8 protein-coding genes are annotated in these 13,038 nt (G+C 62.8%); 4 read left to right on the plus strand and 4 right to left on the minus strand.

Annotated features, from left to right (window positions below; translation table 11 throughout):
* The 4 genes from G6032_RS07760 to G6032_RS07775 all read left to right on the plus strand — a co-directional run.
* A partial coding sequence (locus G6032_RS07760; RefSeq protein ID WP_206211883.1) for a carbohydrate binding domain-containing protein occupies positions 1–768 on the plus strand: 768 nt, incomplete at its 5' end.
* 74 nt (positions 769–842) lie between these two features.
* The gene (locus tag G6032_RS07765; protein WP_165281584.1) at positions 843–3,995 is read left to right on the plus strand and encodes a hypothetical protein; all 3,153 of its coding nucleotides are present in this window, start codon (positions 843–845) and stop codon (positions 3,993–3,995) included.
* A 32-nt stretch (positions 3,996–4,027) separates the two neighbouring features.
* A complete protein-coding gene (locus G6032_RS07770; RefSeq protein ID WP_165281585.1) occupies positions 4,028–4,783 on the plus strand; it encodes a hypothetical protein in 756 nt (251 codons plus the stop codon).
* On the plus strand, positions 4,780–6,579 hold the full coding sequence (locus tag G6032_RS07775) for a glycoside hydrolase family 2 TIM barrel-domain containing protein (protein WP_165281586.1): 1,800 nt from the start codon (positions 4,780–4,782) through the stop codon (positions 6,577–6,579). Before G6032_RS07770 ends, G6032_RS07775 begins: the two co-directional genes overlap by 4 nt.
* 28 nt (positions 6,580–6,607) lie before the next feature.
* On the opposite strand, the gene G6032_RS07780 is transcribed toward G6032_RS07775, so the two are convergent.
* The 4 genes from G6032_RS07780 to G6032_RS07795 are packed head-to-tail and all read right to left on the minus strand — an operon-like array spanning position 6,608 to position 12,979.
* Complete coding sequence (locus G6032_RS07780; protein ID WP_206211884.1) at positions 6,608–7,663, minus strand: LacI family DNA-binding transcriptional regulator; 1,056 nt, start codon at positions 7,661–7,663, stop codon at positions 6,608–6,610.
* A 15-nt stretch (positions 7,664–7,678) separates the two neighbouring features.
* Positions 7,679–8,590: a glycosyl hydrolase family 17 protein gene (locus tag G6032_RS07785; protein WP_165281587.1), complete on the minus strand. Its 912-nt coding sequence runs from the start codon at positions 8,588–8,590 to the stop codon at positions 7,679–7,681.
* Between the two features lie 33 nt (positions 8,591–8,623).
* Positions 8,624–9,511, minus strand: a complete 888-nt coding sequence (locus G6032_RS07790; RefSeq protein WP_165281588.1) for a glycosyl hydrolase family 17 protein — start codon at positions 9,509–9,511, stop codon at positions 8,624–8,626.
* A 9-nt stretch (positions 9,512–9,520) separates the two neighbouring features.
* Positions 9,521–12,979, minus strand: a complete 3,459-nt coding sequence (locus G6032_RS07795; RefSeq protein WP_165281589.1) for a hypothetical protein — start codon at positions 12,977–12,979, stop codon at positions 9,521–9,523.
* Positions 12,980–13,038 lie beyond the last annotated feature (59 nt).

Raw genomic sequence — 13,038 nt, forward strand, 5'->3', positions numbered from 1 at the left:
GTGTTCAAGGTGAAGGGCGACGCCGGTAACCTGGCGGCCTTTGAGGTCAAGTTCATTGAGAACGGCGACACGGGCCAGGTTTACAACCTCGGGACTTACAGTGGCGTGACCGACCTGGGCAACGGCTGGCTGCAGGTATCGATCCCGATGAGCGATTTTGCGGCGACCATCGCCGGCAACCAGGGCTTCCTGCTCGGCCCGCTGGGCGGCCAGGCGGCGCCGTTCACGCTCCTGTTGACCGATATCGGCTTCACCGGAACCGCGGGCGGCGGCGGAGGCGGCGGTGCGACCGGCGAGCTGGTGGTCAACGGCGATTTCGAGACCGGTGACCTGAGCGGCTGGGAGGCGTCGCCGAACGGCGGGACGATCACGACGACGAACGACAGTGCGTCCGGCAGTTTTGCGGCCAATCTGAATATCACTGCCGCGGGCAATCCGACACTCAAAGCGGCCAACCTGGGAGCTGGAGACCTCACGCCCGGCCAACAGGTTACGGTGTCTTTCGACTGGAAAGGCAGCGATGCCAATGGCGGCGTTGTTGACATCAGGCTCTTTTCGGAGCTGAGCGGGGGCGGCGTCTCTGCGACGGAAATCATTCGCGAGGGCGCCGGGTTCCCGTCGGACTGGACCACCGTGGGTCCGCTGAACATCGCCATCGGCCCTGATGTCAGTGGCGGGGTGTCATTGCAGTTGACGGCGATCTGCGGGGCCGTTGCCGGATGCGTCTCGGACATCTCCATCGACAACGTCTCCATCGTGGCCAACTGATGGTCAGGCCGGCAGGGCATTCAAGCCGAATCGACATCCACCAAGAAGTCAAATCTCAAGCAAGAGTAGTCGCTATGGCCCAATCAAGCTTCTCCAACCGTATGGCCTTTTTCGGCAGCCTGCTGGCGGCCGTACTGATCTTCGCCGCTCCCGACGTGACTCATGCGCAGGTGAACAAGGTCGAGACCTACAAGGACGAGAAGGGCTGGAAACTCAAGGTCGATGGCGAGGACTTCTACGTCAAGGGCGTGGTCTGGAGCTACTCGCCGCGGGGGCAGAACTACACCTACGGGCTGTTCAACGAGCCCGACGACTTCATCCGCAAGGTGCTGGATTACGACTTCGGCCTGATGAAGAAGATGGGCGTAAACACGATCCGGAGCTTCACGACGATCCCGCCCGAGTGGGTGGAGTACATCTACCGTGAACACGGCATCATGAGCGTCATCAATCCGCTGATGGGCCGTTACGGCTATTCCATCGACGGGCAATGGGTGCCGTTCACCGACTACTCTGATCCACGCACCCGAGAAATCCTGAAGCGGGACATGCAGGAGTTCGTGCGCCGCTACAAGGCCACCCCCGGCGTGCTGATGTTTGCGTTCGGCAACGAGAGCAACTACGGCCTTTCGTGGTCGAGCTTCGAGATCGAGAACCTGCCGGAAGGCGAGCAGAACACGGCCAAGGCCCGCTACTTGTACAGCCTGTACGAAGAGGTCATCTCCGCGGGGAAGGAGATCGCCCCGAATCATCCGTTCAGCATCGTGAACGGTGACATCCAGTACATCGATCTCATCGCGGAACTCGTTCCGTCTCTCGACATTCTCGGCAGTAACGTCTACCGCGGCACGAGTTTCACCGACCTGTGGCAGCGCGTCGAAGAGAAACTCGACCTGCCGGTCGTGTTCTTCGAGTTTGGCAGCGATGCGTTCAATGCCCGCACCTTCCAGGAGGACCAGGCGGCCCAGGCGCTGATTCTGAAGGAACAGTGGCACGAGATGTACAACAAGTCCTACGGCAAGGGCGAAGAGGGCAACGCGATCGGCGGCTACATCTTCGAATGGCGCGACGAGTGGTGGAAATACCTGCAGACTGAAAACCTCGACATCCAGGATACGAATGCCTCGTGGTCGAACCAGGCGTACCTGTTCGACTGGACCCCGGACGGCAACAACATGAACGAGGAGTGGTTCGGTATTGCGGCGCTCGGCCTGCCGAATGCGGAGGGGGTGTACGAGGCGATCCCGCGCATGGCCTACGACGTGATGAAGGAAATCTTCTCGCTGGATCCATACGAGGCATCGCGTAGCGAGATCAACTCTATGTTCGCCAGCATGGACGTGGACTATTACGAGCTGAGGGGCGACGTTCGTCGGGTCAAGGCCGACGCCAATGAGGTGAGCCGCGCGCTGAGGTTGACGGGCGGCAGGTTCCAGGCCGAATTCGTGGCGCGCGGCGAGGATCGGCCTATCGAGGAGGACGGGGAGAACGCCATCGATTTCAGCGATGGGCAGATGGTGTTCCTTGACTTCGCATTCAATCCGAACTCGAAACTTGAAGGCCAGTTCACGCTCAACGTGCTCGGCAACGTCGCAGACAAGCGCCCGCTCGAGTTCAGCTACGGTGACCGGGGGCTGGAACGCGAGATCTTCGTGGCTACTGAAGAGATCGAGGGCACTCAGCGGACTCCGATCAAGATCGACGACGGCCGGCGCATAGAGATCTATGACTTCAGTGCGGAGTACCGGGGCGAGGCCTTCGACCTGGAAGCTTTCTATCACACCCCTCGTTTCCACTGGGGCTATGAAGGCGATTTCTTCGGCCTGGTCCAGGAGGCCACGGACATCGCGGGCATCGATATCTGGGATGCCAACGCACCCTCGGGTGTCGAGATCAGGGGTAAGGGCAGCCTGGAGGGCCTGACCCTTCTGTTCGGCCCTGAGGTTTACTGGGGCGCCAACCCGAAGGCGGTCCTGAAATATGATTTCGGCCTGGCGGACATGGACTGGACGTTCATCCACTCCGAGGACGTCGCGCGATTGGGTCGGTCGGTGGGCGGCGCCGGTCAGACTGAGCCGCAGTCCCGGCAGACGACGATCTACGGCAAAAAAGAATTCGTGAACGGCTGGGAACTCGAATTCGGCGGAATCATGGCGGCTACGGAGAAGGTCGGCGACAAGTTCGATCGTTACGACGCCGGCAATGTCTACCTGGACGAGATCGACTGGAAGGATACGCTCGGCGTGAAGGCCAAGCTCACCTTGCCCCTTTTAGGTACGCGCACCTACCTCTCGGCGCACCATGCCGGGCTGGTGGCGGACGGTGGCCAGCATCACAAAGTCTACGGGGTTCTGGACCCGAGCAACCTCCCGTACTCCGGCCTTGGCAACAAGCAGGAGTTCGAGGCCGGCTCGCAGATGTTTTTCGGTAATTGGATGGTCTTCCCGCGGGTGATGTACCGGGACAACCTGGTTCACGCGAACCCGCTCATCGAGCCGGAGATCATCGACGGTATCCTGTCCCCCGGGACCAACCCGCGTAACCGCGATGCGGATCCGTTCGCAGTCCTCGGCAACCGCGAGGCGCGTTCGGGTGAGATCTATTTCACCTGGGATCCGACCGGCGCGACGCCTTACTACGACTGGGACAACGAGTGGCGGGAAGACGCACCGTTCGCGATCGACTTCGGCGGCACCTACACGGAATACCCGACCGCGACCGATTCCTATCGCTTCTTCTTTGCGCCCAACGAGTCGAACGTGGCCTTCGGAGAGGGACTGCCGGCCGAGGATGTCTGGCTGCTTTCGAGCCGGGTGACCATGAATACGAAGAATCGGACGAAGCTGATATTCAAGGGGATCCGGGGCTTCCAGCAGTCGACGGGCAGCCCCGACGGTGGGACCCAGAAATTCTGGGAGCTGCATGGCAAGGCCGTCTGGGGCGGCAAGCACAGGCTGTCGGGCTATTTCATGAAGGACCGCTGGGGGCCGTACGACTTCTACCGCCAGTTCAACGTCACGTTCCCGGAACAGGTAGAGCTGGACTACTCCTACCTGCTCGGACCGGGCTACACGGCGATCGCGGACAGTGTCTCTGAGCAGCATGCGACCAGGATCGGTGTCCGTGGCTTGTACCGGTCCTTCGGCGAGGGATCGGAGTCTGAGGAAGAGTTCCCGGGCAGCGACTACATCTTCAGCGTCAACGTCTACTTCATCTATCAGTTCTAGCAAAGTGCATGCACAGCCGAGGTAATATTGGAATGAGAGAGCTGAATCGAAAATCCGCCAGGCCGGCTCGCGGCAAGCACCTGCTCCTCGCGCTGCTGGGTACGGCAGCGCTGGTTTCCGCCGGCTGCAGCGGCGAGCGTGACGAGAGCGACGGCGAGCTGATCAATACCATCGTCCTGCCGACGGACGTGGTCCTGGATCTTTATTGCGAAAACATCGGCGTCCACCCGGAGACCTGCGTCATGGAGGACCCGGAGAACCCGTTCGCCACGACCACCATCATCGAGTTCGACGTCAACAACCCGGACGCCGACAACAAGTTCGACCTGTTCAACGCGCTGCCGCCAGGTCCGTCAGGTGCGAAAGCACGGTTCTACTTCTGGGCGACCGCGCTGGCGCAGCGGCCCTCCGGAGAGAACCAGTATTACACCGCGCTTGCATTGCACGAGTTATACGACGCGAACAGCAACGCCATCTCGACGGATGAACTGGTCCGGCAGCAGGCACTCAAGGCCTACCGGTCCGTGCTGGACAATTTCTACAGTTCGGTCACGGTGTTCGAATGCTGCCCGGCGGCTAGCCCCGACGGCGAACCCGTGCCATTTTCCATTCCGCTCAACGAACTCACGGCGGACGCCCTGTACCGGACGGAGGCCACTGGCTTCCGGCGCGTGGTTCCGGGTGACCCGATCCTCGTGTTAGAAGTCCTGCTGGACTGGGGGTATTCCTATCAGCCGGCCACGCCGCCGGATTTCAACAACGGGGTAGTGTCAGTCAACGGAGGTTGAGCGGGCGCGAAGTGCTTGGTAAAGCCCTCATCAAGGCCCTGCTGATCGCGGGGCCTTCCCTTTTCTGGAATCCGGTCATGGCGGAAGCGGTTCCCGTTGAATTGCGGCAGACGGAGGAAGGCTGGCAACTGCTTCGCGGCGGCGAGCCCTATTTCATCCGTGGCGCCGGCGGAAACCACTCACTGGAGTTGCTCGCGGCCGCCGGTGCCAACTCCGTGCGCACCTGGGATGCCGAGGATCTCGAGCCGTTGCTCGACCAGGCGCATGCGCTCGGCCTCACCGTGACCGTCGGGATCTGGCTGGGTCACGAGCGGCACGGCTTCGACTACGATGACCCGCAGCAGGTGGCCGAGCAGCTCGAGCGCGTGCGGCAGATTGTACTTCGCTACAAGGACCACCCGGCCGTGCTGTTGTGGGGGCTCGGCAACGAGATGGAAGGGTTTGACGACGGCGGCAATCCAGCCGTCTGGAGCGCCGTGAACGAGGTCGCCGCCCTGGTCAAGCGGCTGGATCCTCACCATCCGACGATGACGGTCACGACCTTCGTCCATGGTGAGCGCATCGAATGGGTTCATCGCCGCAGCCCCGCCATAGACATCCATGGCATCAATGCCTACGGTGGCGCGCCGCTGGTGCCACGGCTGCTGCGCGACGGCGGCGCAACGAAGCCGTTCGTGCTGACCGAGTTCGGTCCCGTCGGTCCCTGGGAGATGCCCGCCACCGAGTGGGGCGCTCCGCTGGAGCAGACCAGCGCCGAAAAGGCATCGTCCTACCGCGAAAGCTGGGAGCGGGGCGTCGATGCGGCTCCCGGCCTGGCACTCGGCGGCTATGCCTTCCTCTGGGGCCATAAGATGGAGGCGACCGGGACGTGGTTCGGGATGTTTCTGGAGGACGGCGCGAAGACTGCGGCTGTCGATGTCATGACCGGGATCTGGTCGGGGGAAGAGCCGGACGACCTTGCTCCGCGTGCGGCACCGCTGTCGGTGGACGGCCCGACAAGGTCAGAACCGGGTGCGGTAGTCGTGGTCCGCGCGTCCGTGGAAGATCCGGAAGACGGCGGCATCCGCGTCCGCTGGGAACTGCGGCCGGAATCGTCCGACTACCTGACCGGCGGTGATTTCCGCGCAGACATGCCCGTCATCGAGGGCGCCGTACTGGAATCAGGCATCGACGGCGCACGGGTTCGCATGCCCGAACAGCCGGGACCCTATCGCCTGTTCCTGTATGCCTACGACGGGGCCGGGCACGCAGCCACCGCCAACATCCCGCTGCTTGTCGAAGGCGAAGCTCGCATGCCGCTGCCGTTCCCGGTGTACGAGGATGCGCTCGCCGGGATGCCCTGGGTACCGTCGGGCTGGATGGGCGACATCGAGCATCTGTCGCTGGACGGCGAGTACGCCGGCAAGTTCCATCGGGGCGCACGCAGCATCCGGCTGCGCTTCGAGAAACCTTTCGGTTGGGTGGGAGTCGCCTGGCAGCACCCACCGAACAACTGGGGCGACCAGGAAGGGGGCTACGATCTCCGTGGCGCCCGGGAGCTGGAGCTCTGGGCCCGGGGGGAGTACGGCGGCGAGAACGTGAGCTTCGGCGTCGGGTTGCTCGGAGAAGACAAGGCGCATCCCGATTCCGTCGTTCGCAAGGTTGACGGCATCGTGCTGACCCGTGAATGGCAGCGCTACACGGTGCCGCTCAAGGGGGCTGATCTCTCGAGCATCAAGACGGGATTCGTGGTCACGATGACCGGACGCGCCACCCCGGTGACGGTCTATCTTGACGGGATCCGCTACGTCCGCTGACGTTGACGACGAGCGCTCGGGAGCGTCCTCAGGATCGTGCTTCGGATGGTGCCGGGCCGGTCGACTCGCGGATTCGCAGCTGAGCGGGCACAACGGCGACGCCTTTGTATAGAGAATCCTTGTGGGAGCCGTCCACCAGCGCCAAAGTCGCGAGCTCCGCCATGGCGGCGATCGGCTGCCGGATGGTCGTCAGGCTCGGGTAGAACTGGCGTGCCAGCGAAATGTCATCGCAGCCCGCTACCGAGAGCCGTGCGGGGATTTCTATACCCTGCCGTGCTGCGACACGCATCACGCCTGCGGCCATGTCGTCGTTTGCTGCGAAAATCGCAGTCGGGGGCTTGCTGAGGCCCAGTAACTGGTCGGCGGCCGCCTCGCCGCTGCCGACCGAGTTGTCGCCCTGTGCCACCAGCTCATCGCGAACCTCGAGGCCGCTGTCCCGGAGACCGTCGAGATACCCGAGATAGCGGTTGCCCACCGCCTTGTGTTGGCGGTTTCCCTTGATAAAAGCAATGCGGCGGTGCCCCAGGGAAGCGAGATGTCGGGTCATCTCCGCGCTGATTTCGCGGTCGTTGGTAGCCACGCAGAACTGTTTTCCATCTTCCTTTCCGGGGGAAAGCCGCACAACCGGGGTGCCGCTCGCCTGGATGGCGCGCACGATGCGGGGCATGTTCGATAGCGGGGCGGCCAGGATGATCCCGGTGGGCCGGATGTGCCTGATCAGTGCTTCGAGTTCCGTCACCACGTCCTTGTCGCGATAACGGCAAGGATGAATGAGCAATTCGTAATTGGCCGCGTGGCAGGCGCGCAGGGTGCCTTCCTGCAGCCGGATGACATAGCCCGAGCTCGGCACCTCATATGCGCTGGGATCGTCGTAGATCAGCCCGATGAGCCGGGAGCGGTGGCTGGCGAGGTTGCGTGCGAACTGGTTCGGCCGGTACTGGAGCGCGTCGATGGCCTTCTCGACCCGCTCGCGCGTCGATGCGCGCACGTTCGGCTCGCTGTTGATCACCCTGGACACTGTCTTGGGCGAGACTCCGGCGAGTCGGGCAACGTCGTCGATATTGGATTTGACCATTTGGGCCATCCTAACCCGCTTCCGCTATGGATACATTCCCTGCATTACGAGCTTTGGCTGCCGTTCGACGGTGAACAGGCCCCAATGCTTTTCCGGTTCGAGCGGATCCGGAGAGCCCTTCCACGGCTCATCGAAAGCCTCGAACACAAAGGTAAGAATCTGCGCGGCATTTGTCCACTCCATGAGCTGCTCGTAATAATCGCGCTGCAGTTCCTCGTTGGCGTTCCACGGCTCGATGCCCCGCCCGTTGGAGGCTGTGGTCCAACCAGCCTCCGTGATGATGACAGGCTTGCCCGGATAATGATCGGCCACGGACAGGTAATTTTGCCTGGTGTAGCTGAGCGCATCTTCCATGGTGCGGTACTCCCACGCGGGGTAGGTGTGCACCGAGATGAAGTCGAGTTCCGCGGCAAGAGGCTCGAGCTTGTAAGTCCACGGGACATAGTTCTCGCAGAAAGTGACCGGGTGGGGAATCGCGCTTTTGAGCTTGCGAACATGGGCCACCAGGCGATCGACCGGCACCATGTGGTCCGTCCACTCGACGCTGGCCTCGTTGCCGACGGAGACCGCAAACACGATATCCTCGTAGCGGCGTGACAGCTGGATGGCCCGCTCGACTTCTTCCTCGTTGCGCTTGCGGTTGCCGGCGAGCGTCTCCGGGCTGAACTCTGCGCCCCAGGGACAATGCGGATTGCTCATCTCGGCGGCCATGTCCAGTCCGAGCATCAGCCTGAAGGGTAAGCGCTCGCGCCGGATGACTTCGAGGACAAGCTCCGCGTGCGGGCTGCAATCGTAGAGCCGCAGAAATCCCCAGTTGCGGGACAGGATGCGAAGGTCTTCATGGACCTGATCGTACGAAGGGTAGACCTGGTCGACCGGGCTCTGCCCGTGCCGATACCCGGAATAACAGATCGCGTTGCCGTGCTCGAGTCTCATAGCCGTCGTCTCCAGCCGGCGCCATCCAGCCTTTCAGAAATACTTGGGGCTGCCGTGCTTGTCCCACAGTCCCCAGTAAGCCCCCACGTCGCCCTCCGCCGCTACTTTCCAGGCTTCATCGAAGGAGGAGAAATAGAAAATTTCCACCCCGTCTTCCTCGGCCCACTGGTAGGTGTCGATAAAATACTTCACGGCATTCTGGTAGGACGGCACGGCGCCCCCGGTTGCGGTCCCGATGTTGGGCCAGCCGGTCTCGCTGATGATGACCCGCTTGCCTGCCGCGACCTTGAGGGCTCGACGGTACATGTCTTTCATGTACAGCAGGGCGTGCTCTGCAGGACAGCCTTCCCAGAAGGGATAGCAGTTGGCGAGCACCACGTCGCAGGCTGCGGTGACGCGGGGATAATCGACGAACTTGAAGTAGGCATCGACATAGCCCACGGGCACTCCGGGGGCTGCCTCTCGCGCACGCTCGATGTAATCGATGAGCTCGTCCTCCGAGAGCTCGCCGCGGAGCAGGACCTCGTTGCCCACGGCGAGAATGTCTGCATGGCCGGCCCGGGCTACCTCGACGGCATTAGCGAGGTCGGCCTCGTTCCCCGTGCGATCTTCGTCCAGCCAGACGCCCACCAGGGTCTTGAGGCCGGCCTCCTTGGCGATGCGTGGCGTAAGCTCGTTGCCCTCCCGGCAGGAGAAAGTCCGGATCCAGTGCACCGAGGGCTGGATGATGCTGAGCCGCTCGCGCAGCTGGTCGGCCTGCAACTGTGTTCCCGGTTCCTGGCCCTCGAGGTAGGGGCTGAAACAAAGCCCATGGATTTTTCCCGCCAGGATCTCCCGCAGCGTGCGCTGTAACTCCTCGGGCGAGACGGCAGATGCATCGATCCCCGCCAGCGAGGTCTTTCGGGCGTAGTGATTGGACATTGGCAGTCCTCAGTGGTGCCGTGTATTGAAAAGCATGCTTGCGCCGAGGGTCAGCTCGATGCGGCGAATCTTGCCGCCGTGGCGGAAAAGCGCGGCGCTGTCCTCCGCCGTCAAGCTGAGTTGCTCCAGGCGTTGTTCACTGCCGTCGTTCCTGGTGATGGTCAGTGCAGGCGAGTTCACGGCGCCCAGGCGGTAGATGACGGGCACCTGGCACCAGGTGAAGGCGAGGGCGCCGGCCGGCACCTCGATATGCTGCCAGCGGCTCTCGGTGTCCAGGTAGCGGAAATCCCTCGACTGGCCGTTGAATTCCTGCCGACGCAGCAGCGCCGGTTCGAAGCGCGCCAGGCCGTCCGCCACGCGCAGGCCAAGCTCACCGAAGCGCGTGATGATCTCTTCCTTGACCTGGCCGGTCATGCCAGGCTGCCGCGCGCCCGCGTGCCCCGGCGTGTGGGAGTAAGGATCAGTGGGAAAGGCGCCGTACTCGGCAGGGGTCTTGTTGAAGCCGATGCCCTCCCGGATCCGGTAATAAAGATCCCCAAGGCGCTGCTGCACTTCGGCGTCAGCGTCGTGGTCGAGAGCTGCGAAAAAATTCTCCTGCGCCGCCAGCAGCAGCTTGGACACCATGTGCCAGTAGATCGAGCCAAGGCCCTCGAAGCCGAACATGGTCCCGGAACGGCCGGTGAAAGCCTTGTGATGAAACACCGACTCATAGAGCGCGACCAGGGCGGGGCGTGCGGCCTCCAGTTCTGTGCCGTACTCGGCAACGAGCAGGTCAACCTCCGCATGGAGATCGCTCACGTTCCTGAATTCCGAGCTGAAGCGATAACAGCCCTCGGCGTCGCGCGCCACGATACGCTCATCGCCCTTGTCGAACATCCGGCGCAGCATCGGAATCGCTTCGGCTTCGGCGGCGCTGATGCGGTTCTTTTCCAGAAAAGATGGCAGCTTGCGGTCCGGGTAGAGCATGAAACTGTGCTGGTCGGGGCGGTAGAGGCTGCTGCCGAAGAGGGACTCCAGCAGCGTCGCCGCCTCCGCAGCGGGAATTGCGCCTGAGCTGAGCGCTGCCACCTGGCCCTCGAGCATCGGGTAAAGGCTTTCGGTCTCTGCAGCGCCGTCGCGCAAGTCCATGAGGTTGTAAGCATTGAACAGGCCGTCTTCGCGGCGGTTGGCCTCGACGCCGTGGTCGATCACTGCGAGCGCATCCTCCAGCATGAGGCGGATCTCGCTCGCCGGCTGCTCGATTTGGCCCGAAAAACCCTCGAGCCCGTACACGGCATCCCGATAGCGACTCGCAGCCTGCCCGAGTTCGGCCAGCGCCCGGTAGCGCAGTTCGGCGCTGGCGCGACCGGGCTGCAGCTGCGCGCGAAGACCGTGCAGGGCGGACGCCGTGTCCGTGAGCCACTGCTTCACCTCGGCGGATAGCGTGAATGAGCCGTCCTCCGTCGCGAGCAGCCGGGAGAGGAAACGCACGTAGCGACGCATGTAGCAGAGGGTCACCACCGACAATCCGTGACCGACCAGCGCGTTGTTGGCGTCATTCCACTCCGGCCGCTGGGTGTTCAGCCAGATTCCGCCGTCCACGACCAGGTTGCCGAGCTTGCACAGCAATGTCACGAGCAGCTTTTCCAGCAGGTTCACCAGCCGAACCTGGCCGTCGGAGCCGAGCACCAGCTTGCCGTCGGCGCCGAGCGTGGCGACGCGATGCTCGATCCTTTGCGCCAGGTCCTCGTCATACAGCACGGTGGCCTTGGGGTCTTCGAGCAAGGCTTCGAAGGGCTTGATCCGATAAGGAACGTTGGCGTAGCAGAATCGGGGCGCGCGCAGCATGCCGGGCAACCACTCCGGATAAAACTGGCTGGAGAGTTCCAGCAGCTTCTGGAGATAGATGACCTGGTGGTCGCCCCAGTAACCGATATAGCTCCAGGGATCGGCGGGGTCCTCGACCTCCCAGTCGATCCCTTCCTTGGTGATGCGGTAGGGGTTGTAGCCGTCCATCGTCGAGGCATTGACGAACTTGGCGATCATGCTGCCGATGAACCCGGGGAAGCTGAGCGCCAGGGCTTCCCAGTTCTGGAAGATGTCGCGCCAGTTACCCTCGTAGGACAGCAGTGCATTGCCGTAATCGTCCTTGAGCCGGATGGCGAACTGGTTCCATGGCCGGCTGGGGTCGCCATGCCGGCGGCCGAATGTCAGGGGCAGGTATTCGCCGGCAAGGCGCAGCAATTGCGGGTCCCCGCAAGCCTCCACCCGCGCCAGCAGCTCCTCCACGCCCAGCTCCGGCGGCAGCCCTTCGAGCAGCTCCCGGTGGCGTGCGTGGACCTCCCGGTTGAAGTGCCGGAGGGTGCGGGAGAAGTCGCTCGAACGAACCGTGTACTGGTCGAAGAAGATGCCGCCGCGCAGAACGTTGAACAGCACGTTCGCATAGTGGTGCACCGAGACCGCTTCCTCCGCGGTGGCCTGGAACCCGTCTCCGCTCGCCAGGATCCTTGCCAGCTTGTCGCTGCCTTCCTCGACAGAGCGGGTGATGGCGTCGCCGATCTCGGCCTTTTCCCGCAAGGCCCGCCGGAGCGCGACGACATCCTTCTGCGTCTTCGCGGTGTCGGCCACGATGCGCCAGCGTTGCACTTCGCCGTCGCGCAACTGGAGCGGGACGCCGACAAGATATGCGCCGCGGATGCCGCGCTTGTGAGGCTCCGGCTGCAGTTCAAGGCCCGCACGGAAAGCGTCGATCTGCACGGAGGAGATCAGTATCGTGGGATCCTGGAGGCCAAGGTTGAATACCGTCGTGGCTTTCAGCGACTCGGCAGGCTCGGCACGGTCCGTGATGGCGGAGTAGAGGGTCATGATGGCGAGCCCGGTGGACTCGTCCAGTTCGTTCCACTTGTAGGCATCCACCAGGTTGCTGACGTTGGTTTGGGTGAACAGCGGTGTGCCCGCGGGCAAGATGTTCTGCACGCCGTCGAGCAGGTCGATGCGCAGCGTCCGTGCTCCCAGGTTCTCCAGCTCGCAGCTTCTTACGAAGCCATAGTCGCGGCTGGTCATCCAGGTGTATCGAAACGCCAGCTGGAGGTCATGATTGACCTCTTCGAAACACAACTTGTTGCCCAGGGTGTTCTTGAAGATGTTCCGCGTGACCGGGTGCCGGCCGGCCTGCTCGCGGTTGAAGGGTTCCCAGAGCTCGAAACCGTGCTCCCCGTAGACGCGCAACAAGGTGCGACTGCCGGTGTGCGTGATGCTCTCGTGAATCTTGTCGACGGTGACGTACGGAAACAGGGCGTTCGCGGGAGACACGCGACCCGCGGTAAGGCCGCCCGTGGATGACGCGAACAGCCAGTGGTCATCGCTGGAAACAACGCTGACGAAGAACGGCTGCATCTTGTCGACGTGCCGAATTGCGTAATAGCGTTCGCCGGCGATATCCACGAATTCGCCGCGGACCCGTTGGCCGTTTTCTGCATGGTCAAACATGCGCGCCATTCTAGTCAAAGTTGACAGCGCTGTCAGCACTAGGTAAACCGTTGCGAAGG

Origin of the sequence: Wenzhouxiangella sp. XN24 (assembly GCF_011064545.1) — a bacterium.
GTDB lineage: Bacteria > Pseudomonadota > Gammaproteobacteria > Steroidobacterales > XN24 > XN24.

Bases quoted from the DNA above. Each gene is read 5' to 3' on its own strand.
- G6032_RS07795 (WP_165281589.1), bottom strand. From the start codon at position 12,979: ATGTTTGACCATGCAGAAAACGGCCAACGGGTCCGCGGCGAATTCGTG.
- G6032_RS07770 (WP_165281585.1), top strand. From the start codon at position 4,028: ATGAGAGAGCTGAATCGAAAATCCGCCAGGCCGGCTCGCGGCAAGCAC.
- G6032_RS07765 (WP_165281584.1), top strand. From the start codon at position 843: ATGGCCCAATCAAGCTTCTCCAACCGTATGGCCTTTTTCGGCAGCCTG.
- G6032_RS07790 (WP_165281588.1), bottom strand. From the start codon at position 9,511: ATGTCCAATCACTACGCCCGAAAGACCTCGCTGGCGGGGATCGATGCA.
- G6032_RS07785 (WP_165281587.1), bottom strand. From the start codon at position 8,590: ATGAGACTCGAGCACGGCAACGCGATCTGTTATTCCGGGTATCGGCAC.
- G6032_RS07780 (WP_206211884.1), bottom strand. From the start codon at position 7,663: ATGGCCCAAATGGTCAAATCCAATATCGACGACGTTGCCCGACTCGCC.